Source organism: Streptosporangium pseudovulgare (assembly GCF_014648055.1).
In the GTDB taxonomy this organism is placed as follows: domain Bacteria; phylum Actinomycetota; class Actinomycetes; order Streptosporangiales; family Streptosporangiaceae; genus Streptosporangium; species Streptosporangium pseudovulgare.
On record NZ_BMQJ01000016.1, the window covers coordinates 189,326 to 211,288 of the forward strand.

Genomic DNA, 21,963 nt, shown 5'->3' on the forward strand with positions numbered 1-21,963 from the left:
GGCAGCACCGAGCGGACCCGGGCCCCCAGGAAGGACGAGAGGGTGTTCACGAGGCGTCGTTCCCGGTCTCGAGCAGCTCGCCCAGCAGTTCGCGCTGTCCGGTGAGCATCTGCGTCAGCAGCCTGCGGGCCGCGCGCAGCAGCTCGGCCACGTCCCCACCGGACAGCTCGTAGACCATGGTGGAGCCGTCGCGGTGCGCGCTGACCATCCCCGAACGGCGCAGCACGGCCAGGTGCTGCGACAGGCCCGTCGGCTCGACCTCTATGGCGGCCAGCAGGTCGCGCACGGGCATCGGCCCGTCCTGCAGCAACTCCAGCACCCGGATCCGCACCGGATGGCCCAGCAGGCGGAACAGCTCCGCCTTGGCCTTGTACAGCGGCACCGACATCAGGTGGCCTCCTCGCCGTCCGGCCTGCTCCCGCCCGGCCATCGCATCTTATGAATTGCGAATATTCGCAATAAGCCAATCACCAGGGTATCCGGTGGTCGCGCCGGACCGTCCGGCGGGGGCGACGAGACCCGGCGTCCCCGGGCCGGCGGATCCGGCGTGGCCGTCCGGCACGACCGATCCTCGCGACGCGTCCCACCCGAGGGCCGGAGCGGCCCGGCGGACCGGGCGGGGCGTCAAAGGCGCAGGCGCGACAGCATCGGCGGCAGCTCGCCGCGGCAGGTGACGGCCAGGCGCCGGGTCGCCCGGGTGATCGCCACGTACAGGTCGTTGCCGCCCATCGGGGACCGGGTGAGGATCTCACCGGGCTCGACGACCACCACGGCATCGAACTCCAGCCCCTTGGCGGCGGTGACGGTCAGGACCGCGACGGGGGAGTCCAGGACGTCGCCGTCGCGGGGGAAGAGCGCGGTGAGCGCCTCGTGGCGGGCGTCGGGGACGATGACGGCGAGGCGGCCCTCGCCGATCGCGGCGAGCTCGTCGCGCACCAGGGCGGTCAGGGCGGCGCGACCTCCGGGGAGGCCGGGGTCGAGGCGTACGGCGCGCGGGGGAGCGCCGCCGTCGCGCACCGACTCCGGCGGCTCCGCGCCGGGGGCGACCGCCGCGAGGACGTCGGCGGCCACCTCCATGATCTCCGCCGGGGTGCGGTAGTTGACCAGCAGGTGCTCGGTGCGCCGGCGGCCTTCGAGGTAGGGGTCGAGCATCTCACCCCACGAGCGGGCCCCGGCCGGCGAGCCGGTCTGGGCGAGGTCGCCCACGATGGTCAGCGAGCGGGCCGGGACGCGGCGCATCACGGTGCGCCAGGCCATCGCCGACAGTTCCTGCGCCTCGTCCACGATGACGTGGCCGTAGGCCCAGCGGCGGTCGGCGGCGGCCCGCTCGGCGGTGGTGGTCTCCGGATCCGGCGCGCGGTGGCGGTCGGCCAGCGCGGCGGCCTCCATCATGTCGTCCTCGAACAGGCCGGTGTACTCCAGCACGCCCAGCGCGTACCGCTCGTCGGCCTCACGTTCGGCCCGCTCACGCTCGGCGCGGGAGAACATCCCGGCGGCCTCGGCGTCGCCGATGTCCTCGCCCAGCAGCTCGGCCGCCTCGTCCAGCAGCGGGACGTCCCCCGCCGTCCACGGCGCGCCGTAGGGCCGCAGCAACGCGGCGCGCTCGGCCGGGGTCAGGCCGGGCGCGGCCGACTCCAGCGCGGCCGGGTCGGACAGCAGGCCGGCGACCAGTTCCTCGGGGGTCAGCGGCGGCCACAGCGCGTCCAGCGCCCGGCGGACCTGTTCATGGGCCCACAGGGCCCGGCGGGCGTGGCGCAGGTCCTCCTCCGTGTCCGGGGCGTCCAGCTGCCGGGCCTCGTCCAGGGCCAGCGCCCTGAGCATGTCCATCACGAACAGCTTGCGGGCGGCGTTGTGCGGCAGGCGGGCATGGGCGGCCCGGTCGCGGGCGCGCACGCAGGTGTCGTGGCCGGCCCGCAACGTCATCCACTGCACGACCACCTCCACGCCGTCGCGCAGCGAGGTGCGCACCGGGACGTCCACCTCCAGGTCGCCGCCGGGGACGCGCCGGCGGTCGCGCAGCGCCGCGGCGAGCACCCGCGCCATGTCCAGGTCGCCCTTGAGGGCGGCGGCGACGGGGGAGTCGGTGGCGACGGCGTGCACGCCCGGGTACAGCTGCCCGACCGACGACAGCACCACGTCGGTCTCGCCCAGCGACGGCAGCACCCGGCCGATGTAGCGGGAGAAGGTGGCGTTGGGGCCCACGATGAGGACGCCGCGGCGTTCCAGCACGTCGCGGTGGGTGTAGAGCAGGAAGGCCGCCCGGTGCAGGGCGGCGACGGTCTTGCCGGTGCCGGGCCCGCCCTGCACCACCAGCGCGCCCGCCAGGCCGGAGCGGATCACCCGGTCCTGCTCGCGCTGGATGGTGGCCACCACCTCGCCCATCCGCCCGGTACGGCCGCGCCGCAGGGCCGCCAGCAGCGCCGCCTCACCGACGAGCGCGCGGCGCTCGCCCTCGGCCAGGCGTTCCAGGTCGAACACCTCGTCGTCGAGACCGATCACGACGCGGTCGCGGGTGTGCAGGTGCCGGCGGCGCACGAGCGTGCCGGGGTCGCCGGGGGTCGCGGTGTAGAAGGGGCGGGCGGCCGGGGCCCGCCAGTCGGTCAGGATGATCTCGCCGTCGGCGTCGCGCAGTCCGGCGCGGCCGATGTAGCGGGTTTCGCCGTCGGCGTCGTCGATCCGGCCGAAGCACAGGCCGTGCTCGACGGCCTCCAGGCGGGCCAGGCGGCGGGCGTACTCGCCCGCGGTGACCTCCCGTTCGTAGCGGGCCTGGTGCAGGCCGCCGGTCTCGCGCCCGTAGGCCTTCTCCAGCGCGGCGCGGGTGTGCCGCCGGACGGCGTCGAGCCGCTCGTAGGTCCGGGTGACGTGAGCCTGCTCGGCGCGCATCGCGGCGGCGAGAGCGGATTCGTGTTGACGGAACTCCATCTCTCTGATAAACTCCTAACGAGGAATTCTAACTTCTTTGAAAAAGAGGGATTGAGCATAACGCTCTCCCTTTCTTTCGTCACCCTCCGAATCACCCGATCCCCGATCCCCGATCCCCGATCCCCGATCCCCGATGACCGTGACGCCTTGATGCGCCGTGAGAGGCCGAGAGGCTCGGTACCCGGATTCGTGTCATGGGCCGCGAGGTAGAGCGTTGTCGCAGGTCACGATGGGTGACTGTCGGGCCCGGCCGACGCCGGTCCGCGGGGCGGCCAGACCCATGCCCTTGCCGAACACGTGGTGTTCACGGACGCGCTGCAGCGCGGCGAACAGCGCGCCGATCACCTCGCGGGCTCGGCCGGCGTCGGCGGGCAGGCCGAAGGGTTCGGCGACGGCGGCCAGGACGAGGTGCCTGCCCCCGGAGTCCGGCCGTGCCCGGTAACGAATGCGGACGGTGGCTGCTTCGGGATGAGGGCTTGGCTGACGTGCCGGGTCGGGTGTTCAGGGGGCGGGCTGCTCGAAGCCGTGCAATATCGCGGTGAGGCCGGCCTCGAAGTGGTCATCGGGGGTGGTGGCGTCGGCGGCTTCGGCGAGCAGGTTGTAGTCGGGGCTGCCGGGCCCGGGTCTGCGGCTGCGCCGGCCGGCGCCGAGCCTGGTCACGGCGATGGCGAGCGCGTGTCCGACGGTGAACTCGCGCAGGCAGCGGAAAAGGCGCAGGGCCTGCGCGGGGGGGATGCCGTCGTCGCGGAGCTTGGTGAGCATCTTCACGCCGGTGTCGATGGAGGCGGGCGAGCGTACCGGCCGGGTCGCGAACACCTGTACCGCGTGGGGATGGCGCAGGAGCGTGTCGCGTAGCCGCAGGCAGTAGTCGCGTGCCAACCGCCGCCAGGGACCGTCCCAGGGCAAGGTGCCGACGTCGATCTCGGCGAACAACGCCTCGGCGACGCCGTCGAAGAGATCCTCCTGGTCGGCGTAGTGGCGGTAGACGGCCATCGGGTCGAAGCCGACGGCGGCGCCGAGCTTGCGCATGGAGAACTTGCGCAGGCCGTGGGTGTCGATGAGGGCGAGCGCGGCGGTGGCGAGGTATTCGCGGGTGAGGGTGGGCCGCGTGGGCGGCTCAGGCAGCCTGACCGGCGGACTGGGGTCGGCTGTCATGGCTGGAAGCCCTCCAGGAGCTTTGTGAGCGTCGCGGTGAATTCCTCCGGCTGCTGCACGTACGGGACGTGGCCGCCGGGGAACTCCTGGCAGGGTACGCCAAAGCGCTCGGACATCAGGTGCGCGGGCGCGTGGTAGGGCTTGCCGACGCTGTCACGGCCGGTGGCCGGGCACCAGGGCGCCGTGGTCGCGGCCAGCGCGGCCAGGTCGGGCCGGTAGTCGAAACAGAACGCGGGCAGTTCGCGGCGCATCGTCAGGTCGGCGTTGCGGAGCTGGCGGGTCATCACGTCCGGCTCGCGCCGGGTGATCTTCCGCGCCAGGCTCCCGTACGCGAGCATGACGTGAGTGGCGGCGGCGATCACGGCCTGGCCGGCCGGGGACAGGAACAGCCGTGGCGGGTCGGGCAGCGTCATCGCGCCGAACGCGGCGTAGGCCCGCATCACGTGCTTGTCCCGGGCGAGCCGGCCGATGCGCTCGATCTCCCGCCGCTCCCGGCCGTCCGGCGCAAGGAGCTGGACCAGCGGCGGCTCGTGCACGACCGCGCCCAGCAGACGGCCGGGGTGGCGGGCCACCATCTCCAGGGCGATGATCGCACCGCCGCTGCTGCCGAAGACGTACGCGCGTTCGAAGCCGTAGTGGTCGAGGACGGCGACCGCGTCGGCGGCCTGCCGGGGGACCGTGAGCGAGGCGTCCGGCTCGGTGAACGGGCTGCGGGAGTTGCCGCGCCGGTCGTAGGCGATCACGGTGAAGGTCCTGGCCAGCAGCGGGATCACATCGGCGTACATGCCGGCGTCGCCTCCGCCGCCGGAGATCAGCAGCAGCGCGGGTCCATCGCCGGTGCGTTCGACGTGCAGCCGCGCCCCGGGCACCACGACCATGTCGCTTTCCATGACTTCCTCACTCCCGCTACGTTGTAGTTTAAATCTACATCGTAGACAGAGGCGAAAAGCAGCTTTACGCCGAGGAGAGGCGATGGCCGACCTGAGAAGCTCCGCGCGAGGGCGCGTCCGGGCGCTTCTGGCATGCGGGTTCGCCCCGCTGATGTTCCTTGTGGTGATCCTCGTGGACGGGGCGCTGCAGCCTGGTTACAACGCGATGCTGGAGGTCGGCCGCGCCCAGCGCACCGTCTTCCTGTCCCGCCGGCTTCGCGACCGCGATCTTCAGCGGGAGACCGAATCCGGGCTGAACGTGGTGGAGAACCACAACGGCGTCAACGACCACATCAAGCGCGGCAAGCGCGGAGAGGCGAGCGCCAGGCCACCGGAACATTCCGAGACGTAAGCTGGCGATCATGAGCGTTCCCCTCAGCGACTCCGCACGGCAGATCCTCGACGCCCCCAACATCGGCGTCCTCGCCACCCTCAACCCCGACGGCAGCCCCCAGACCTCGGTCGTCTGGGTCGGCACCGACGGTGACGACGTGGTGATCTCCTCCGAGGCCGGAAGACGCAAGGTCCTGAACCTGGAACGGGATCCGCGCGCCAGCCTCAGCGTGTTCGACCTTGCGGATCCCGACAGATACGTCGAGATCCGCGGGCTCGCGACGGTCACCGAGGACGAGGGAAGGCGACTGGCGGTGGAACTGGCGGAGAAGTACGAGGGCGCCGGCGGCGGAGAGGAGTACCTCCGGCTTCCCCCGGAGAAGGTGCGCGTGGTGATCCGGATCACGCCGCGACGCGTGCTGGGCTACGCGGCGTGACGGGACCGCAGGGCCGAGGTCGAGCAGGGAGGAGGCGAGACGGAACGCTGCTCGCCTCACATGCCTGACGGCCTGGGCCGTGTCGTCCTCGGCGTCGTGTGTCGCAGCCACGACGGCACGGATGCGCCGGCGAACGCGGCGGTTCGGGAAGCGATGGTCTCGCCGTGGCGGATGGCCGGGGCGCGCCGGATCGCCGGGCTCGGATCAGCGCGGCGACGGCGGTGCCCACGTCGGCTTCCGTCGTGTGGGGGTGGAAGGCATGCCGCTGATGAACGAACTCAAGATCCTGGGGATCTCCGGGAGCCTTCGGGCCGGCTCCCACAACACCGCCCTGTTGCACGCCACCCGGAAGTTCGCACCCCCCGGCATGAACGTGGAGATTCACGAGGGGCTGCGCGACGTCCCGCCGTACGACATGGACCTGGACACCCCGCTCGGCAGGCCCGCCGCGGCACAGGATCTTCGCGACCGCGTCAACGCGGCCGACGGCCTGCTGATCGTGACGCCGGAGTTCAACTACTCCATCCCCGGCGTGCTCAAGAACGCCATCGACTGGGCCAGCACCGACTGGACCGGCACCGAGGGACCTCCGCTGCTGCGCAAGCCCATCGCCATCGCCGGCGCCGCCCCCACCAACTTCGGATCGGTGCGAGCCCAGCTCGCGCTCCGTCAGGTGTTCGTCTGGACCGACTCGGACGTCGTCACCAAACCCGAACTCATCGTCTTCCGCGACCACGGACGCTTCGACGACGGCGGCGACCTCATCGATGAGACGACCGCCGGCCTGCTGCGGGACCTGCTGAACGCCCTCGCCGCCAGGACCAGGGCCGCCCGGCAGGAGGACACCGGACGATGACCGTCCAGGGCATGATCACCAAAGGGTTCGAGGACGTCAGAGAGGCGTTCGCGGCAGGGGCGGGTCGGCCTCCGGGGAGGAGCCGGTTCAGGCGGTTCGCAGCAGCGCGGCCAGATCGTCGGGCATGGGCATCGGCTGGGTGAGGCTCGCGGTGGCGCGGCCGGTGCTGCCTTCGGGGTATCGGCCCAAGGCGCTGCCGGGAGCGGCGACGATGATCCGGACGACCTGGCCGAACGCTTCACGCCGGTCGCGCTGGGCGATCGCGAGGGCGAACATGGCGATGTGGTTGCGGGTGTGGGGCCAGGGCTGGGAGATGATGTGCGCGCGCTCCAGGTGCCGCCGGCGAGACTCGGGCTCGGTGGCGGCGCGGGCGGCGCGCATCTCGGCGCGGTAGGCGGCCCGCACCCGCTCGGGCATCGGACGGCCGATCATCGCTGGTCCTCCTGCGTGTTCACCTGGACGGGCAGGCAGCAACCGTCCGCGCAGCCGTCCGCTCCGGGCGCGGTGACGGACGCGGTGACGGACGTGGTGACGGCCGTGGTGACGGCCGCGGTGTTGCCTGCGGAGAGGGAGGTGGGGACGGCGCAGCAGGCGTCCCCTCTCCAGGCTTCGCGGCCTTCCTTGACCGCGACGGCGGCGATGACCAGGGCGGCGATCGGGTCGGCCCAGGACCAGCCGAACAGGCTGTTGAGCGCCAGCCCGACGAGCAGCACCGCCGACAGGTAGGTGCACAGCAGGGTCTGCTTGGAGTCGGCGACCGCGGAGGCGGAGCCGAGCTCGCGGCCGGCGCGGCGCTGGGCGTACGACAGGAACGGCATGACCACCAAGCTGAGGGCGGCCAGGATCAGCCCGGGGGTGGAGTGCTCGGCCTCGCCGACGCCCAACAGGGCGCGCACGGCGTCGAAGGTGACGTAGGCGGCCAGCGCGAAGAACGAGATCGCGATGACCCTCAGCGCGGTCCTCTCCCGCTCCTCGTGGTCGGTGGCGGAGAACTGCCAGGCCACGGCGGCGGCGGAGGCGACCTCCACGATGGAGTCCAGGCCGAAGCCGATCAGGGCGGCCGACGAGGCGACGGTGCCGGCGGTGAGGGCCACCGCCGCCTCGATCACGTTGTAGGTGATGGTGGCCGCGACCAGCAGCCGGATGCGGCGCCGCAGTACGGCGCGCCGGTCCGGGGCGGGCAGGTTGAGCGTGGTCACGACACCGTCTTCCCTTCGATCTCGCCCGCCTGCCGGTCGAGGCGTTCCAGGTCGTGATCGAGTTCGGCCCGCAGCGCGCCGCGCGCGTCGGCCGCGCCGTGAGTGGTGCCGTGCCGGGTGCCGTGGATGGGGCAGAGCACCACGGCGTGGCCGGTGGCGGCCAGCAGATGCTCGGCCGAGGCGAGCAGGTCCATCAGCTCGGGGCGGGTCAGGGAGTAGAAGGACTGGCGGCCTTCGGCGCGGTGGTCGACCAGGCCGCAGTCGCGCAGGCAGGCCAGGTGTTTGGAGACCGTGGACTGGGCCAGGCCGAGCTCGCCGACCAGGTCGACCACCCGGGCCTCGCCGCGCGCGAGCCGGGCCACGATGCGCAGCCGGTTCTCATCGGCCAGGGAGTGGAACAGGGCCGCCGCCGGGGAGATGCCGGCGGCGATGTCGGCGCTGACGCAGCGGCCGGCATCATCATCAATCGCCATATGGCGATGATAACCCGTATCAGGAATGTCATGGCAAGGGGGCGACGGAGCGGACATCCGGCCCCGGAGCATCGACCTTGACGGACCTTCCCGATCTCCCCCTATATTGCTCATATGAATAAGTATTCAGATGATGGTGTCGTGGCGGTGGACGGCTGCACCGCCAAAGTGGTCGACGCCGACCGGGTCGTCGCCGTACGCGAGCGCATGCCCGCGGCCGGGGACCTGGCCGACGCCGCCGACGTCTTCGGCCTGCTGTCGGACCCGAACCGGCTGCGGCTGCTGGTCGCACTGCTGGACGGGGAGCTGTGCGTGTGCGACCTGGCCGCGGTGACCGGCCAGAGCGAGTCAGCCGCCTCCCACGCGCTGCGGCTGCTGCGCGCGCACCGCATCGTCGTCGCGCGCCGCGCCGGCCGGATGGCCTACTACCGGCTGGCCGACCCGCACGTGCGGCTGCTGCTCGATGTGGCGCTGGCCCACATCGAGCACACCGAGCTCCTCCACCCCGAGCGCGACGGAACCACCTGATGGGCGCCGGACACGGACACGGGCATGCGGGCGGCCGGCACCGGTGGCGGCTGGCGGTCTCCTTCGCCCTGATCGGCGGCTTCTTCGTGGTCGAACTGGTCTTCGGCCTGATGTCGGGCTCGCTGGCACTGCTGTCGGACGCCGGGCACATGGCCGCCGACGTGGTCACCCTCGGCGCGGCGCTGGTCGCCACCAGGATCGCCACCCGCCCCGACACCACCGGCCGCCGCAGTTACGGCTCCTACCGGGCCGAGATCTTCGCCTCTCTGCTGGCCGTCGTGCTGATGCTGGGCGTCGCGGTCTACGTCGTGACCGAGGCGATCGGCCGCATCGGCCAGAACGCCGAGGTCTCCACCGGGCCGATGCTGATCGTCGGCGCACTCGGCCTGGCCGTCAACCTGGTCGCGCTGCTCCTGCTGCGTTCCGGCGCCAGTGAAAGCCTCAACGTCAAGGGCGCCTACCTGGAGGTCGTGGCCGACACCGCCGGCTCGGTCGGCGTCATCGCCGCCGGTTGGCTGGTGGCCGCGACCGGGCAGGCGTACTGGGACACCGTCATCGCCCTGGCCATCGGCGCGTTCGTCGCCGTACGGGCGATCTCGCTCGGCCGTCAGGTCTTCGCCGTGCTCGGCCAGCACGTGCCCGAGGGCATCGACGCCTCCGCCGTCGCCGCCGACCTGGCCGCCATCGACGGCGTACGCGACGTGCACGACCTGCACCTGTGGACCCTCACCTCCGGTATGAACGTGGCCACCGCCCACCTGGTCACCGCCGACCAGAAAGACCACCACGCCGTCCTCGACCGGGCCCGCGACCTGCTGCGCCATCGTCATGGCGTGGCCCACGCCACGCTGCAGGTGGAACCGGCAGACCACCGCGGCTGCGACGAACTGAACTGGTGAGTCACCTCCGGACCCACGACCGGTCACCGCTTCCCACGACACCCACCCACTCGTTCGGAGAACACCCCCTTACCGGACCCTGCCGACGGCAGGCCGATGCCGACCGCCTGCCGGCGATGCCCGGCCGCATGCCCCGGGCGGGGCATGCGGCCGGGCCCGGTACGCGCGGCCTCAGGCGGGGATTCCGGTCAGGCGGCGCAGGGTGAACGGCTCCGCCAGGATCTCCTCCAGCACCCCGGCCACGTGCTTGAAGTGCGGCAACGAGAAGTGGTGGTCCAGCGCCGCGCTGTCGGCCCACTCCTCCACGATGATCATGTGGTCGGGGCGGCCGGGGTCGGTGTAGGGCTGGTAGCCCAGGCAGCCCTCTTCGGCCAGAGAAGGCTCGATCATCGCGTCCAGCTCCTGGCGCAGCCGCTCCTCCTGGCCCGGCCTGGCGCGGAATCCGGCGACGATGACGAGAGTGTTCGACACGTGTGGCTCCTGTGGTTAGTGATCGTTGCGGTGTTCGCCGGAGCGAACGATGTCCATCGTGCGGTCCGGGCCGAAAGCCGGCCAGAGCCCTGTCCGGCCGGGGTCGCTCCTGCCTGGGCCTGACAGAACCAGGCAGGAGCCGGCGAACCTCGCGATACTGGACCGCATGGATCGTGCACAGCAGCTCAGCGAGTTCCTCAAGAGCCGGCGCGCCCGGCTCAGCCCCGACGTGGCGGGCACGGGTGGCTTCGGCGGGCAACGGCGGGTGACCGGCCTGCGCCGGGAGGAACTGGCACTGCTGGCGGGTGTGAGCGTCGACTACTACACCCGGCTGGAACAGGGCCGGGCCCGCAACGTCTCCTCCGAGGTGCTGGCCGCGGTCGCCGACGCGCTCGGCCTGGACACGGACGAGCGGGCCTACCTGAACAACCTCGCCAGACCCGCCGCGGCCCGCAGGCGCCCGGCCCGCCCCCAGAAGGTGGGCCCGGAACTGCGGCAGGCACTGGAGGCGCTGGCCGGCGTGCCCGCCTACATCATCGGCCGCCGGCTGGACGTCCTGGCCTGGAACGAACTCGCCCGGCTGCTGGTCGCCGACTTCCCCGCCCTGCCGGTGACCGAGCGGAACATGGCCCGCCTGGTCTTCCTCGACGCGGCGGCCAAGGACCTCTACCCCGACTGGCGGACCAAGGCCCGCGACACGGTCTCCAACCTCCGGTTCGACGCCGGCCGTCATCCCGACGATCCCGAACTGGCCGCCCTGGTGGGTGAACTGTCGCTGCACAGCGCCGACTTCCGCCGTCTGTGGGCCGACCAGGCCGTGCGCGCCAAGACCCGCGGCCACAAGCGCTTCGCCCACCCCCTGCTCGGTGAGCTCGATCTGGACTATGTGGCCATGCGCGCGCCCGATGACCCCGACATGACCATGATGATCTACAGCGCCCCGCCAGGCTCCGATGCCGCCACTTCCCTGCGCCTGCTGGCCGGCCTCGCCACCGGGTCCGGGCCCGCCGCCGAACCCGAACCCCAGAAGACCGTCTGAGCCGTCATCCCGGGGCCGCTCATCTCATCGCCGAGGACGGCGGGAGCGACCGGCGCCGTGGAAGTAGGCGTTGGCCCCGGGGCTGAACATGAGAGCCATCGCTCCCAGCACCGCCACCAGGTGCAGCACCCGGCTGAAGGTGAAGGCGAGGGTCATCGCGTCGGCGCCGGCGAAGAACTCAATGATCGAATTCCCCTCCATCAGCCACCGAACCGGCTCGATGACCAGCGACAACGTGCCGAAGATCCCCAGGGTCAGCGCGAGAGCGACACGCGCCCAGCCTCGGCCCTGACGCAGGCGCACCGCCAGGAAGATCGCCGCGGCGAAGACCGCCAGCCGGAAACCGAGGCCGCCGGCCAGGCCGGCCAGGGAGGCCGATCCCTTGGCGAGCAGGTCGGCCACGTTCCGGGCGCGCCCCGGTCGCGCCCGTCCTTCGATGAGGGTCTCAGGGGCGCAGTGCCAGCTTGCCGATGGTCGCCCGGGCCTCCAGTTCGGCCAGTGCCTTCGGGCCGTCGGCCAAGTCGTACACCGTGGGCCGGCCCGGGTGGAGCACCCCGGCGGCGATCAGCGCGAACAACTCCTCCATGACCTCGCCGAAGATCCGCGGGGCGGCCTGGATCAGGACGCCGAGGTTGAAGCCGATCACGTGGACCTGGTGCCGGTAGACCAGCTCCCGGTTGGTGAGCGCCGCGTCGCCGCCGGCGCCGCCGAGGACCACGGGGTGCGGGAGTTCCTGGCCGATCTGCGGCGCGGCCAGTTCGAGGCCATCCGGGAGCGGCTGGCCGCCGAGCCGACCATGGCGGCGGGCGACCTGGACGCCGTCGCGCGGTTCTACACCACCGTGCTGCAGGGCATGTCGATCCAGGCGCGCGACGGCGCCGGCCGTGCCGAACTGGAGGCGGTCATCGCCTGCGCGATGGCCGCCTGGGAGACGCTCGTCGGCTGACGGAGCGAGGGGCCCGGCTCGACCGGGACGCGGTCCGGCACCACCGGCCCCCGGCCCCCGGCAGCCGCGCCGGGACGGACCCCGCACGGCCTGCGCCGCTCCGCCGGCCGCACGGCCCGGCCGGAGGGCCGAGCGGGACCGGCACCGGTGGGGGCGCTGCCGGGCGCCCCCGTTTACCTGGGGTTTCGTGGGTACGTTGAAGGCATGGTTCCAACGATCACCCTCAACGACAAGACACAGATCCCGCAGCTGGGTTTCGGTACCTATCTCATCCCGCCCGAGCAGACCGCCGGCATCGTCGGCCAGGCCCTGCAGGTCGGCTACCGGCATATCGACACCGCCCAGATGTACGGCAACGAGGAGGGCGTCGGCCAGGCCGTCGCGGCCTCCGGAATCCCCCGCGAGGAGCTGTACATCACCAGCAAGCTCGCCAATGACAACCACCGTCCCGACGACGTGCGGCGTTCCTTCGACGAGACGATGGCCAGGCTCGGGCTGGAGCGGCTGGACCTGTTCCTGATGCACTGGCCGCTGCCCACCCTGTACGACGGTGACTACGTCTCGACCTGGAAGGCCATCACCGATCTGATCGCCGACGGCCGGCTGCGTACCGCGGGCGTGTCGAACTTCCAGCCCGACCACCTCGACCGGATCGTCGCCGAGACCGGGGTGGTGCCCGCGGTGAACCAGATCGAGGCGCACCCCTACTTCGCCAACGACACCGCGCGCGAGGCGTCCCGCCGCCACGGCGTCGCCGTCGAGGCGTGGAGCCCGCTCGGGCAGGGCGGCGCCGTCCTTGCGGACGAGAGGATCACCGAGATCGCCGCCGCCCACGGCAAGACCACCTCGCAGGTCATCCTGCGCTGGCACATCCAGCGCGGCGACATCATCTTCCCCAAGACGATGCACCGCGAGCGGATGGAGGAGAACTTCGCCCTGTTCGACTTCTCCCTCACCCCGCAGGAGGTCGACGCGATCGGCGCGCTCGACAAGGGAGAGCGGGGGCGGGTCGGACCGCATCCGGACACCTTCGACTACCTGCCGGACTGACCCCGCCCGGCCCCGCGGGCCGGTCAGCTCCGGGTGGCGCGGGCGGCACGGGCGGCCAGGGCGCAGGTGCGCCACCTGGTCCGCGGGAAGGCTCAGGGTCGCCACCACCTCGTACGTGGGCGCGAGCGAGTACAGCCTGCCGGTGACGAACGCGGTCGCGTCCCACCGCGCCCATCGTCGCCCGCACCGGATACCCCAGCTCGCGCAGGCGATCGATGTCGCGGCGAGGACCAGCCGGATCACCTCGCCGCCGACATGCGCGCGTTCTTCGCCAAGGTCCGCTGACCGCCGCCCGAAAGGGGCGCGGCCCGGATCTGCGATATGATCTCCGCTGACACCTGAGCCTCCCCGGTACGGACCCCGGTCCACCGAGGAGGCTCTTTTGCATGCCCGGGGTGGCCGCGTCCCCGGTACGGCCGGCTCTCCTACGCCGGAGCCGTTCCCCGGGCGGGCGTCCGGCTTCCGCCATTCACCGTTCTCACCAAGGAGACCCATGTCAGATCTGCACGCGCCCACCGTCACCGCGGCGGCCGCCGGCACCTGGAAGCTCGGCGACCTGACGGTCAACCGCGTCGGGCTCGGCGCGATGCGCCTCACCGGCAGCGCCGCCTTCGATCTGGGCGTGCCCAGCGACCGGGAACGGTCGATCACCGTGCTGCGGCGCGCGGTCGAGCTGGGGGTGAACCACATCGACACCGCCGCGTTCTACTTCTCCTCGCTGCGCTCGGCCAACGAGCTGATCAACCGGGCGCTGGCCCCGTACCCGGACGACCTGATCATCACCACCAAGGTCTGGCCGGGCCGGGACCCGTCGGGGGAGTGGTGGTGGGCCGCTCCGGAGCAGCTGCGCGGCCAGGTCGAGGAGAACCTGCGCCAGCTCGGCCGCGACCACCTGGACGTGGTGAACCTCCGCGTCCCGCCGAGCCGCGGGTCCGGCTCGATCGCCGAACACTTCGGCGCGCTGGCCGGCCTGCGCGACGCCGGGCTCATCCGCCACCTGGGCGTCTCCAACGTCACGCCCGACCAGCTGGCCGAGGCCCAGGCCATCGCGCCGGTGGTCTGCGTGCAGAACTCCTACGGCCTCGGCGCGCCGGCCGCCGAACGGGAGTTCCTGCGGGCCTGCGGCGCCCAGGGCGTCGCCTTCGTGCCGTTCTTCGCGATCGCCGGCGCCGGGCGCGAGGCGGGCGCGCGCGGAACCGACGACGAGACGGTGCTCGCCGTGGCGCGCGCGCACGGCGCGACGCCCGCGCAGGTCCGGCTGGCGTGGACCCTCCATCAGGGACCGCACGTGCTGGCCATCCCGGGAACCGGCGACCCCGGCCACCTGGCCGCCAACGTGGCCGCCGGCGCGCTGCGGCTCTCCGGCGAGGAGATGGCGGCCCTTTCGGCCGTCGGCGGCGAGCACGGGGCCGGGTGACGGCGGCATAGGGAACCGGACGATTCAACCGGCTGGCGGCGACACGGAGAACCGGACGGCCTCCGGTGGCACTTCGACCGGGTGGCGGCGGCACGGGGAACCGGACGGCCTCCGGTGGCGCTTCAACGGGTGCGCGGACGAGAGGGTCTCGCGGCACGACCGGTCAGGCGGCCTTCCCACCGGGGGAGGGCCGCCGGACCGGCCGGTCCGGCACGGGGTCAGGGAGTGATGACGGCGAGCTGGTCGACGTAGTCCTCGGTGGCCCAGAGGTTGTCGTCCGGCCCCAGGACGATGTCGAACGGCCCGGCCAGGCTCGTGGGCAGCGGGTATTCGTTGATCGTCCCCGCCGTGGTGACGCTGGCGACGTTGCCGCCGATCTGCTCGACGAACCACAGGTTGCCGTCGGGGCCGCTGGTGATGCCCCACGGGAAGCTGTTGGGGTCGCTCACCGGGTACTCGGTGAAGACGCCCGAGGTGGTGACGTTGCTCACCTTTCCGTTCCCGTCGGTGTACCACAGGTTGCCGTCGGGCCCGGTGGTGATGCCGATGGGCATCGCCCCGGTGGACGGGATCGTGTACTCGGTGATGGTCCCCGAGGTGGTGATGCGCCCGATCTTCCCGGCGAGGGCCTCGGTGAACCAGATCGCGCCGTCGGGTCCCGTCGTGATGCGCATCGGGTACGAATCGGCGGCCGGCAGGCTGTACTCGGTGATGGCTCCCGAGGTGGTGATGCGCCCGATCTTGTTGCCGTTGGACTCGGTGAACCACAGGGCGCCGTCGGGGCCGGCGGTGATGGCCCAGACGAAGGCGCCGGGGGTGGACAGGCTGTACTCGGTGATGGTCCCCGAGGTGGTGATGCGCCCGATCTTGTCGCTGTTGGACTCGGTGAACCACAGGGCGCCGTCGGATCCGGTGGCGATGTGGGCCGGTTCGGCGTCGAAGGTGGGGAGGGAGTACTCGGTGAACGTGCCGCCGGTGGTCACACGGCCGATCTTGTTGGCGTAGTTCTCGGTGAACCAGATCGCGTCGTCCGGCCCGGTCGTGAGCCCCACCGGTGTCGACGGGCTGGTGGGGATCTGCAGTTCGTTGATCGTCGGAGCGCTCAGCGCCCCGGCCATGCGCCGGGGGCCGGGCCGCGGCGCGGGCGGATAGTGGCAGCGGATCCCGCGATGCTCCGGCATCCGCTTGAGTGTGAGGCAGAGCTTCACCCAGGGCCGCAGCGGAGACGGCCCCGGCGGAGCGGAGACCGCCGCGGACGCGGGCGCGATCGCCGTCATGGCCAGGGCCAGGGCGACCAGCGGATACCCGAGGCGTCGAGTGCGATGACGCATGACATCCCTTTCAGCAGACGTTCGGCACGAGCGCGGGCCGGTCGCCGGGTCACGCCGGGCGGTCCGTGACACCCCGTGACACCTCGCGGCGAAGCGCCCGGACGTCGAACGCCGTGGCGCTGTGGAACCGGGGAGTCGTGGGTGCCGCGCCATCGGCACGACCTCGTCCCGGGCGGCGCTCCGGGCGCCGTCGTCGGCCCGTGTCCGGCCCGGCGAACCCAATCTGGCAGGGTCACCGAACATCCTCGGTCGCGCACGGTCCGTGGCCGGTCAGGAAAGCCCCAACTTATCGCGGGCCGGTTCTCCCGGCAGGGCCGCTCAGGCGACGGAGTGGGTCACGACCCCGGTGTAGACGCCGGGGGCGGCGGTGGAGGGGACGGTGACGACGAGCGTCGGCGCCCAGCTCGTGGAGGTGGGGATCCCCACCAGCTTGCGCGAGGAGAACGCGGTCACCGGCGAGGACAGGGCGACCTGCTGGTCGGCCGTCGGCTGCCCGGCGGTCCGGGATGCGGTGCCGGAGGAGGCGGTGACCTGGCCGGACCAGTAGGCGACGTTGCCCTTCGTGATCGTCTGCGTGGGCGTCCCGGACCCGGTGGTGAAGTCCGTGGCCGCCACGGTCGCCGTCCACGACGGGGTTCCCCCTCGGTTGTCGGCCACGGTCACCGTGCCCATGGACGCGCTGATCGAGCCGCCGGCCGGTCCGCTTCCCAGGTTCACCGACCCGGGCACGGTGATCGCCAGGGGATCGACGCGCAGGGCGACCGTGGCGATCCGGACGGCCGGCGAGCCCGGGACGGGGCCGGCGGCGGCCGGTGCGGCCAGGCAGAGCAGCACACCGGCCAGGCACGGCGGCGCCAGAGGGGCTCTCGCGGAAAAGACGCCGGTACGGGCCTTGCTCATGCCGATTCCTCACAGATGTCTTGGCGACGTGCCCGGGCACCGGTTCGCCGCTGGCGGGAGGACCGATCGACAGCCTAGATCATCGAGGTCCGGCCTCCTTTCCCTCCGCCGCCCGGGACAGGTAATCCCCTGGCAAGGACCGGGTTGGACGTCCCGCGCCGGGGCCGCGGCCAAGCGCGGCGGCGGGCGCGGAGCGGACGGGGGCGGGCGCGGAGCACGCGGGGGACGGGCGGCGGCACCGCCCGCCGAAGGCGCGGCCGTCCGATCGGCCACCCCGCGGCATGGACGGGGTCTGGTGATCCCGCATAACCGCCAAGACTGTACAGGTCGTGATGAAGAGTCGGCAGACGGCACACCCAACGGTCCTCCTCGTTGATCTCCCTGGCCAGGATGAGCCGCGTACGCAGGTCCTGACGTGGGCCTGGACGGAATGAAAGAGGAGCGGCCATGTCCGCACGCCGTCTCGGCACAGTCTGTTGGGGAGTCGTGGGCCTGGTGGCGGCCCTGACGGTCGCGCTGCCCGCCACGGCGGGCACCTGTCCCGCCTCGACCACCTGTTCCACCACGGTGACCTTCACCGTCACCGCCCCCGACGGGCTGACGATCACCGTGCCCAGCGGACCGGTCAACATCGGCAGCGGAGCCCCGGGCGGGCAGATCAGCGGCCAGCTCGGCTCGATCACGGTGTCGGACCAGCGGGCCACGCTGGCCGCCACCTGGACCGCGTCGGTCGTCGCGGCCACCGGCGGGTTCACCACGGGCGGCGGCACCGCACCGGAGACCATCCCCAACACCGCCGTCCTGTACTGGTCAGGGGCCGCGACCAGCACCACCGGCAGCGGCACCTTCGTGCCCGGCCAGGCCAACGCCGCGGCCGCGCAGTCGCTCGACCTCTCACGCACGGCCTTCAGCAAGACGACCGGTTCCGGCGCGAACTCCGCCACCTGGAACCCGACCGTCGTGATCAACGTCCCCGCCGGCGCGGTCGCCGGCGTCTACACCGGGACGGTGAACCACTCTGTCGCCTGACATCCTCCTGCGGGCGAGCCTGCCGGCCGCGCTACTCGCGCTCGCGGTGTCCGGCGGGCTCGGCGCGGCGGCGGTCGCGGCCGCCGACCCGCCGCGTCCCCGGGCGAAGGGCGCCATCGGGATCGTCCTGCTGGAGGCGCCGGAGAACCGGATGGACGACCCCCGCGCGCGCATCTTCATCGTCGACCACGTCAACCCGGGAACCACCTTCAGCCGGCGCCTGCAGATCACCAACAGCTCCCCGCGGCGGCAGCGCGTGAAGCTGTACGCGGCCGCCGCGGACATCAGGCAGGGCAGGTTCACCTTCGCGCCGGGCCGCACCCAGAACGAGCTGACCTCGTGGATCACGCTCAACCGTCCCGCCGTCGATGTGCCGCCGCACGGCAGCTCGCAGGTGACGGCCACCGTCCGCGTCCCGGAACCGGCGACCAAGGGCGAGCAGTACGGCGTCATCTGGGCGCAGGTGTCCACCGGGCGGCCGAACGCCAAACGGAACATCGCGCTGGTCAACCGCGTGGGGATCCGTGTCTATCTCGACGTCGGCCCCGAAGGTGAACCGCCGTCGCAGTTCCGCATCGGAGAGGTGGTGCCCCAGCGCCTGGACGACGGCCGGCCGTCGATCGCGGCAGCCGTACGCAACACCGGCGAGCGGGCCATCGACCTGACCGGGCAGCTCACGCTGTCGGACGGTCCCAGCGGAATACGGGCGGGCCCCTACCAGATCCCTCCCGGCACGACCCTGGCCCCTGACCAGGCGGGCAGGGTGACCGTCCCGCTGGGTGACCGGCTTCCGGACGGGCCGTGGAAGTTCCAGCTCACGGTGCGAAGCGGACGCATCACGCACACCGTCTCGGGCAGCCTGGCCTTCCCGGCCAACCGCGGCCGGGGAAGGCCGGCCACGCTCGACTCCTCGATGACGACGCTGCTCGCCCTGACCGCGCTGATGGCGCTCGCCGGCGCGGGGACGCTCTTCGTCGTCGCCCGCCGTCAGCGCCCGGCGGCACGCTGACAGGGCGGAGGCGGCGAGCCGGCACGCCCGATCGTCCGGGATCTCAGGCCGTCGTCACCGTGGACCCCGGGCCGGGGCCAGGGCGAGACGAATTCAGCTTGACCTTTCTTAAATTGAATATAAAAATGACTCCATGGAAAGTGGGGCCAGGCGCCCGTACCGCATGGGCGCCCGCGCCGCGGCCGTGGAGGCCACGCGGGCGCGCGTGCTGGAGGCGGCGGCCGCGCTGTGGACGCGGCGCTGGTACGACGACGTCACGCTGCAGCACATCGCCGACGAGGCGGGGGTGTCGGTGCAGACGATCGTCAACCACTTCGGCGGCAGAGACGGGCTGGCCGACGCCGTCGCCGACCTGGTGGCGTCACAGACGGTGGTCGCCCGTCAGGCGCCGGTCGGCGACGTGGCGGCGATCGTGGCCGTGCTCTTCGCGGACTACGAGCGACAAGGCGACGCCGGCGTGCTCTGGATCGCGCAGATGGACCGTGTCCCGGCCGCCGCGCGGGCGGCCGCCCACGCGCGCGACCAGCACCGCGCCTGGCTGGAGCAGGTCTTCGCCGACCGCCTCCCGGCCCCGGGCCCGGCCCGCGAGCACGCGCTGAACCTGCACCACGCCGCCACCGACCTCTACCTGTGGAAGCTGTGGCGGCGCGACCTCGGCCTGTCTCGCGAGGACGCCGAACGTGCCATGCGCGACCTGCTGACCTCCATCGACCCCCGGAAGAGGCACGATGCGTAAGGACTTCCTGTTCGCCACCTGGGCCGGCGGCGGAGCCGTGCCGCCCGTCCTGTCGGTCGCCCGCGCGCTGCGCGAACGCGGCCACGGCGTCCGGGTGCTGGCCGACGAGTCACTGCACGAGGAGGTCACCGCCGCCGGTGTGGAACCGGTCGCCTGGACCACGGCGCCCCAGGGCGACGTCACCGATCCGGCCAAGGACGTCATCAAGGACTTCGAGGCCCGTACGCCGCTGGGCGCGCTCGCCCGGCTGAGAGATCGCATCGTCTGCGGCCCCGCGGCCGACTACGCCCGGGACACGCTGGCCGAGCTGCGTGCCCGCCCGGCCGACGTGCTGGTCGCCGAGCACATGCTGCTCGGCGCGCTCACCGGCGGCGAGGCCGCCGGGATCCCGGTGGCCTCGCTGGTGACGACCATCTATCCGTTCCCCACTCCGGGGGCGCCACCGCCGGGTCTGGGCCTCGCCCCCGCCTCGGGCGCGCTGGGGCGCCTGCGCGACCGGGTGCTGGCCCGGCTGGCCGTCAAACCGTGGGGGAGGGGACTGCCGGCGCTGAACGCCGCCCGCGCCGCGCACGGCCTGCCGCCGGTGGACTCGGTGGTCGACGCGTTCGACCGCGTCGACCGGTTGCTCGTACTGTCCCCGCGCGCGCTGGACCACCCCGGCAGGCGCTTCCCCGCCCACCTGCGGCACGTCGGCCCGCGGCTCGACGACCCGGCCTGGGCCCGGAAGCCGGAGCTGCCGGAAGGCGACGCGCCCCTGGTCCTGGTCGGCCTGAGCTCATCGTTCATGAACCAGCGCACACAACTCCAGCGCATCGCCGACGCCCTCGGCACGCTGCCGGTGCGCGGGCTGCTGACCACCGGCCCGGCCGTGGACCCGGCGACGGTCCGCGCGCCCGGCAACGTCCTGGTCACCGCGGCCGCCCCGCACGGCGTCGCGCTGCGCCACGCCGCGGTGACGATCACCCATGCCGGGCACGGGACGGCCGTCAAGTCACTGGCCGCCGGGGTGCCCCTGGTCTGCGTGCCGCTCGGGCGCGACCAGACGGAGGTGGCGCGGCATGTCGAACTCGCCGGCGCCGGGATCACCGTGAGCAGGAACGCCTCGCCCCGCACGATCGCCCGGGCGGTCGGCCGTGTCCTCCACGAGCCCTCCTACCGTCGCGAGGCGCGGCGGCTGGCGGCCGAGATCGCCGCCGAGACGGCCACCGACCGGGCGGTCGCCGAACTCGAGGCCCTCACCGGCCGGAACGAGGGCGCCTGCGGAGCCTGACACGGGGCCGGACCGCCGGGCCCGCCCCGGGCACCGGGGCGGGCTCGGCGTCCGAGGGGTGTACATCCTGAACATCCCGCGCAGGGTGTACATCATGTGCGTATGGTGGAGGGCATGACGAACGACGCACTGGGCATCGTCGAGGCGCGCAACAACCTCGGCGTCCTGGTGGCCCGCGCCGCCCACCGCCACGAGGCCACCCGCATCCGCCGCTCCGCCGGCGAACGCGCCGTCCTCATCTCCGAAGAGGAGTACGAGGAGCTGCTGCGCCTGCGCCGGGAACGGGAGATCGCCGGCGTCACCGCCGCGATCGCCGCCCACGACCGCGGCGAGACGGACATGGCGGCCTACGACAGCGCGGCCGACCTGTACGCCGACCTCGACCTGCCCGCCCCGGGCGGGCGCTCTTGAAGCGCCGCCTCCTGCTCGCCTCCGTCGTACGGGAACTGCTGCGCGCGGCCGCGCCCGGCCTGCGCGCCACGATCGCCGACACCCTGCTCGATCTCACCGCCGACCCCGAGCCCATCGGGGCCCGGCCGTACGGCGGCATCCCGGACGCCTTCGAGTTCCGCGCCGAGACGTTCCGCCTGGTCTACACCCGGGGCGGCGACCACGTGTCGGTGTGGGTTCTGCAGATCAACACCTGACCCACGCGGGTCCGCCGCCCGTACCCGGCGTCACCGAGACGCCGGACGAGGCGGGACACGCCGGAAGGCCAGTGGCTCCGGTCGGGGCCTTCGCCCCTTCCGGGACCCGGACGCCGCCGAAGACGACGAAGGCCGACGGCCGACGCACCGCCTCTTCCGGGCACGGGCTCAAGCGGGCGGCGTGACCGGGGACCACACCCCCCATACCCGACAAAGGCGGTACGGAGAATGTCGGGTGATCGGGGCCGGTGTCGCCGCACGATGGGGGCATGGACGACACGACCTTGGTATCCCGTTTCCTCCGCGACGGCTTCGTGAAGCTGGAGGGCGCCGTCGCGCCGCGCGTGGCCGCGGACTGCGCGCGGCTGCTGTGGCGGGAGACGGGCT

Annotated in this window: 27 protein-coding genes; 15 read left to right on the forward strand and 12 right to left on the reverse strand. The window is 72.6% G+C overall.

Features of this window, described 5'->3' with window-relative positions:
• Positions 1 to 46: 46 nt before the first annotated feature.
• The 4 genes from IEZ10_RS28735 to IEZ10_RS28750 form a co-directional block, all read right to left on the reverse strand.
• On the reverse strand, positions 47 to 388 hold the full coding sequence (locus tag IEZ10_RS28735) for an ArsR/SmtB family transcription factor (protein ID WP_189249644.1): 342 nt from the start codon (positions 386 to 388) through the stop codon (positions 47 to 49).
• Between the two features lie 236 nt (positions 389 to 624).
• Positions 625 to 2,922 carry a HelD family protein gene (locus IEZ10_RS28740; RefSeq protein ID WP_189249645.1) on the reverse strand — a complete coding sequence of 766 codons (2,298 nt, stop codon included), beginning with the start codon at positions 2,920 to 2,922 and terminating at the stop codon, positions 625 to 627.
• A 501-nt stretch (positions 2,923 to 3,423) separates the two neighbouring features.
• Positions 3,424 to 4,077: a TetR/AcrR family transcriptional regulator gene (locus IEZ10_RS28745; protein ID WP_189249646.1), complete on the reverse strand. Its 654-nt coding sequence runs from the start codon at positions 4,075 to 4,077 to the stop codon at positions 3,424 to 3,426.
• Entirely contained in the window at positions 4,074 to 4,967 is an 894-nt protein-coding gene (locus IEZ10_RS28750; RefSeq protein ID WP_189249647.1) for an alpha/beta fold hydrolase, read from the reverse strand. Before IEZ10_RS28750 ends, IEZ10_RS28745 begins: the two co-directional genes overlap by 4 nt.
• 82 nt (positions 4,968 to 5,049) lie before the next feature.
• Here IEZ10_RS28750 and IEZ10_RS39305 point away from each other — a divergent pair, with 82 nt between their 5' ends.
• The 3 genes from IEZ10_RS39305 to IEZ10_RS28765 all read left to right on the forward strand — a co-directional run bounded on the left by IEZ10_RS39305 (position 5,050) and on the right by IEZ10_RS28765 (position 6,632).
• Entirely contained in the window at positions 5,050 to 5,358 is a 309-nt protein-coding gene (locus tag IEZ10_RS39305; RefSeq protein WP_229811747.1) for a Tn3 family transposase, read from the forward strand.
• A 10-nt stretch (positions 5,359 to 5,368) separates the two neighbouring features.
• The gene (locus IEZ10_RS28760; protein ID WP_189249648.1) at positions 5,369 to 5,776 is read left to right on the forward strand and encodes a PPOX class F420-dependent oxidoreductase; all 408 of its coding nucleotides are present in this window, start codon (positions 5,369 to 5,371) and stop codon (positions 5,774 to 5,776) included.
• Between the two features lie 268 nt (positions 5,777 to 6,044).
• Entirely contained in the window at positions 6,045 to 6,632 is a 588-nt protein-coding gene (locus IEZ10_RS28765) for an NADPH-dependent FMN reductase (RefSeq protein WP_189249649.1), read from the forward strand.
• 87 nt (positions 6,633 to 6,719) lie between these two features.
• On the opposite strand, the gene IEZ10_RS28770 is transcribed toward IEZ10_RS28765, so the two are convergent.
• From IEZ10_RS28770 to IEZ10_RS28780, 3 genes are read right to left on the reverse strand one after another with little or no spacing between them, the layout of a single operon-like run.
• The gene (locus tag IEZ10_RS28770; RefSeq protein WP_189249650.1) at positions 6,720 to 7,064 is read right to left on the reverse strand and encodes a DUF3703 domain-containing protein; all 345 of its coding nucleotides are present in this window, start codon (positions 7,062 to 7,064) and stop codon (positions 6,720 to 6,722) included.
• Positions 7,061 to 7,831 (reverse strand): cation efflux transmembrane domain-containing protein, encoded by a 771-nt coding sequence (locus tag IEZ10_RS28775; RefSeq protein WP_189249651.1) that lies wholly within the window; start codon positions 7,829 to 7,831, stop codon positions 7,061 to 7,063. Before IEZ10_RS28775 ends, IEZ10_RS28770 begins: the two co-directional genes overlap by 4 nt.
• Positions 7,828 to 8,304, reverse strand: coding sequence for an ArsR/SmtB family transcription factor (locus IEZ10_RS28780; protein ID WP_189249652.1), 477 nt, complete (start codon positions 8,302 to 8,304; stop codon positions 7,828 to 7,830). Before IEZ10_RS28780 ends, IEZ10_RS28775 begins: the two co-directional genes overlap by 4 nt.
• 114 nt (positions 8,305 to 8,418) lie before the next feature.
• Here IEZ10_RS28780 and IEZ10_RS28785 point away from each other — a divergent pair, with 114 nt between their 5' ends.
• Positions 8,419 to 8,832, forward strand: a complete 414-nt coding sequence (locus IEZ10_RS28785; RefSeq protein WP_189249653.1) for an ArsR/SmtB family transcription factor — start codon at positions 8,419 to 8,421, stop codon at positions 8,830 to 8,832.
• A complete protein-coding gene (locus IEZ10_RS28790; protein ID WP_189249654.1) occupies positions 8,832 to 9,731 on the forward strand; it encodes a cation diffusion facilitator family transporter in 900 nt (299 codons plus the stop codon). The genes IEZ10_RS28785 and IEZ10_RS28790 overlap by 1 nt, the downstream gene beginning before the upstream one ends.
• A 171-nt stretch (positions 9,732 to 9,902) precedes the next feature.
• On the opposite strand, the gene IEZ10_RS28795 is transcribed toward IEZ10_RS28790, so the two are convergent.
• A complete protein-coding gene (locus tag IEZ10_RS28795) occupies positions 9,903 to 10,202 on the reverse strand; it encodes a putative quinol monooxygenase (RefSeq protein WP_189249655.1) in 300 nt (99 codons plus the stop codon).
• A gap of 166 nt (positions 10,203 to 10,368) precedes the next feature.
• Between IEZ10_RS28795 and IEZ10_RS28800 the strand changes: the two genes are divergently transcribed.
• Positions 10,369 to 11,241, forward strand: a complete 873-nt coding sequence (locus tag IEZ10_RS28800) for a helix-turn-helix domain-containing protein (RefSeq protein ID WP_189249656.1) — start codon at positions 10,369 to 10,371, stop codon at positions 11,239 to 11,241.
• A 24-nt stretch (positions 11,242 to 11,265) separates the two neighbouring features.
• Here the strand turns inward: IEZ10_RS28800 and IEZ10_RS28805 are convergent, their stop codons facing one another.
• Positions 11,266 to 11,643 (reverse strand): hypothetical protein, encoded by a 378-nt coding sequence (locus tag IEZ10_RS28805; RefSeq protein ID WP_189249657.1) that lies wholly within the window; start codon positions 11,641 to 11,643, stop codon positions 11,266 to 11,268.
• A 43-nt stretch (positions 11,644 to 11,686) separates the two neighbouring features.
• Entirely contained in the window at positions 11,687 to 11,959 is a 273-nt protein-coding gene (locus IEZ10_RS28810; protein ID WP_229811748.1) for a zinc-binding dehydrogenase, read from the reverse strand.
• 3 nt (positions 11,960 to 11,962) lie between these two features.
• Here IEZ10_RS28810 and IEZ10_RS28815 point away from each other — a divergent pair, with 3 nt between their 5' ends.
• From IEZ10_RS28815 to IEZ10_RS28825, 3 genes are all read left to right on the forward strand, one after another.
• Positions 11,963 to 12,187 (forward strand): hypothetical protein, encoded by a 225-nt coding sequence (locus IEZ10_RS28815; RefSeq protein ID WP_189249658.1) that lies wholly within the window; start codon positions 11,963 to 11,965, stop codon positions 12,185 to 12,187.
• A gap of 204 nt (positions 12,188 to 12,391) precedes the next feature.
• Positions 12,392 to 13,237 (forward strand): aldo/keto reductase, encoded by an 846-nt coding sequence (locus IEZ10_RS28820; RefSeq protein WP_189249659.1) that lies wholly within the window; start codon positions 12,392 to 12,394, stop codon positions 13,235 to 13,237.
• Positions 13,238 to 13,730: 493 nt separating this feature from the next.
• Positions 13,731 to 14,654: an aldo/keto reductase gene (locus tag IEZ10_RS28825; RefSeq protein ID WP_189249660.1), complete on the forward strand. Its 924-nt coding sequence runs from the start codon at positions 13,731 to 13,733 to the stop codon at positions 14,652 to 14,654.
• 218 nt (positions 14,655 to 14,872) lie between these two features.
• Here the strand turns inward: IEZ10_RS28825 and IEZ10_RS28830 are convergent, their stop codons facing one another.
• Both IEZ10_RS28830 and IEZ10_RS28835 read right to left on the reverse strand, forming a co-directional pair.
• On the reverse strand, positions 14,873 to 15,985 hold the full coding sequence (locus tag IEZ10_RS28830; protein ID WP_189249661.1) for a Vgb family protein: 1,113 nt from the start codon (positions 15,983 to 15,985) through the stop codon (positions 14,873 to 14,875).
• Positions 15,986 to 16,303: 318 nt separating this feature from the next.
• Positions 16,304 to 16,885, reverse strand: coding sequence for a hypothetical protein (locus tag IEZ10_RS28835; protein ID WP_189249662.1), 582 nt, complete (start codon positions 16,883 to 16,885; stop codon positions 16,304 to 16,306).
• A gap of 447 nt (positions 16,886 to 17,332) precedes the next feature.
• Here IEZ10_RS28835 and IEZ10_RS28840 point away from each other — a divergent pair, with 447 nt between their 5' ends.
• The 6 genes from IEZ10_RS28840 (at position 17,333) to IEZ10_RS28865 (ending at position 21,576) form a co-directional block, all read left to right on the forward strand.
• Positions 17,333 to 17,914 (forward strand): hypothetical protein, encoded by a 582-nt coding sequence (locus IEZ10_RS28840; RefSeq protein WP_189249663.1) that lies wholly within the window; start codon positions 17,333 to 17,335, stop codon positions 17,912 to 17,914.
• Between the two features lie 46 nt (positions 17,915 to 17,960).
• The gene (locus IEZ10_RS28845) at positions 17,961 to 18,923 is read left to right on the forward strand and encodes a lamin tail domain-containing protein (protein WP_189249664.1); all 963 of its coding nucleotides are present in this window, start codon (positions 17,961 to 17,963) and stop codon (positions 18,921 to 18,923) included.
• 133 nt (positions 18,924 to 19,056) lie between these two features.
• Complete coding sequence (locus IEZ10_RS28850; RefSeq protein ID WP_189249665.1) at positions 19,057 to 19,659, forward strand: TetR/AcrR family transcriptional regulator; 603 nt, start codon at positions 19,057 to 19,059, stop codon at positions 19,657 to 19,659.
• Positions 19,652 to 20,929: a glycosyltransferase gene (locus IEZ10_RS28855; RefSeq protein WP_189249666.1), complete on the forward strand. Its 1,278-nt coding sequence runs from the start codon at positions 19,652 to 19,654 to the stop codon at positions 20,927 to 20,929. The genes IEZ10_RS28850 and IEZ10_RS28855 overlap by 8 nt, the downstream gene beginning before the upstream one ends.
• 114 nt (positions 20,930 to 21,043) lie before the next feature.
• Positions 21,044 to 21,340, forward strand: a complete 297-nt coding sequence (locus IEZ10_RS28860; RefSeq protein ID WP_179823597.1) for a type II toxin-antitoxin system prevent-host-death family antitoxin — start codon at positions 21,044 to 21,046, stop codon at positions 21,338 to 21,340.
• Complete coding sequence (locus tag IEZ10_RS28865; RefSeq protein WP_189249667.1) at positions 21,337 to 21,576, forward strand: hypothetical protein; 240 nt, start codon at positions 21,337 to 21,339, stop codon at positions 21,574 to 21,576. The genes IEZ10_RS28860 and IEZ10_RS28865 overlap by 4 nt, the downstream gene beginning before the upstream one ends.
• Positions 21,577 to 21,963 lie beyond the last annotated feature (387 nt).

What these genes read in the sequence shown, in the direction of transcription:
- IEZ10_RS28740 (WP_189249645.1), bottom strand. Translation starts at nt 2,922, where the DNA reads ATGGAGTTCCGTCAACACGAATCCGCTCTCGCCGCCGCGATGCGCGCC.
- IEZ10_RS28785 (WP_189249653.1), top strand. Translation starts at nt 8,419, where the DNA reads ATGAATAAGTATTCAGATGATGGTGTCGTGGCGGTGGACGGCTGCACC.
- IEZ10_RS28790 (WP_189249654.1), top strand. Translation starts at nt 8,832, where the DNA reads ATGGGCGCCGGACACGGACACGGGCATGCGGGCGGCCGGCACCGGTGG.
- IEZ10_RS28840 (WP_189249663.1), top strand. Translation starts at nt 17,333, where the DNA reads ATGTCCGCACGCCGTCTCGGCACAGTCTGTTGGGGAGTCGTGGGCCTG.
- IEZ10_RS28800 (WP_189249656.1), top strand. Translation starts at nt 10,369, where the DNA reads ATGGATCGTGCACAGCAGCTCAGCGAGTTCCTCAAGAGCCGGCGCGCC.
- IEZ10_RS28825 (WP_189249660.1), top strand. Translation starts at nt 13,731, where the DNA reads ATGTCAGATCTGCACGCGCCCACCGTCACCGCGGCGGCCGCCGGCACC.
- IEZ10_RS28780 (WP_189249652.1), bottom strand. Translation starts at nt 8,304, where the DNA reads ATGGCGATTGATGATGATGCCGGCCGCTGCGTCAGCGCCGACATCGCC.
- IEZ10_RS28855 (WP_189249666.1), top strand. Translation starts at nt 19,652, where the DNA reads ATGCGTAAGGACTTCCTGTTCGCCACCTGGGCCGGCGGCGGAGCCGTG.
- IEZ10_RS28770 (WP_189249650.1), bottom strand. Translation starts at nt 7,064, where the DNA reads ATGATCGGCCGTCCGATGCCCGAGCGGGTGCGGGCCGCCTACCGCGCC.
- IEZ10_RS28750 (WP_189249647.1), bottom strand. Translation starts at nt 4,967, where the DNA reads ATGGAAAGCGACATGGTCGTGGTGCCCGGGGCGCGGCTGCACGTCGAA.
- IEZ10_RS28735 (WP_189249644.1), bottom strand. Translation starts at nt 388, where the DNA reads ATGTCGGTGCCGCTGTACAAGGCCAAGGCGGAGCTGTTCCGCCTGCTG.
- IEZ10_RS28820 (WP_189249659.1), top strand. Translation starts at nt 12,392, where the DNA reads ATGGTTCCAACGATCACCCTCAACGACAAGACACAGATCCCGCAGCTG.
- IEZ10_RS28765 (WP_189249649.1), top strand. Translation starts at nt 6,045, where the DNA reads ATGAACGAACTCAAGATCCTGGGGATCTCCGGGAGCCTTCGGGCCGGC.
- IEZ10_RS28860 (WP_179823597.1), top strand. Translation starts at nt 21,044, where the DNA reads ATGACGAACGACGCACTGGGCATCGTCGAGGCGCGCAACAACCTCGGC.
- IEZ10_RS28850 (WP_189249665.1), top strand. Translation starts at nt 19,057, where the DNA reads ATGGAAAGTGGGGCCAGGCGCCCGTACCGCATGGGCGCCCGCGCCGCG.
- IEZ10_RS28760 (WP_189249648.1), top strand. Translation starts at nt 5,369, where the DNA reads ATGAGCGTTCCCCTCAGCGACTCCGCACGGCAGATCCTCGACGCCCCC.
- IEZ10_RS28835 (WP_189249662.1), bottom strand. Translation starts at nt 16,885, where the DNA reads ATGAGCAAGGCCCGTACCGGCGTCTTTTCCGCGAGAGCCCCTCTGGCG.
- IEZ10_RS39305 (WP_229811747.1), top strand. Translation starts at nt 5,050, where the DNA reads ATGGCCGACCTGAGAAGCTCCGCGCGAGGGCGCGTCCGGGCGCTTCTG.
- IEZ10_RS28745 (WP_189249646.1), bottom strand. Translation starts at nt 4,077, where the DNA reads ATGACAGCCGACCCCAGTCCGCCGGTCAGGCTGCCTGAGCCGCCCACG.
- IEZ10_RS28830 (WP_189249661.1), bottom strand. Translation starts at nt 15,985, where the DNA reads ATGCGTCATCGCACTCGACGCCTCGGGTATCCGCTGGTCGCCCTGGCC.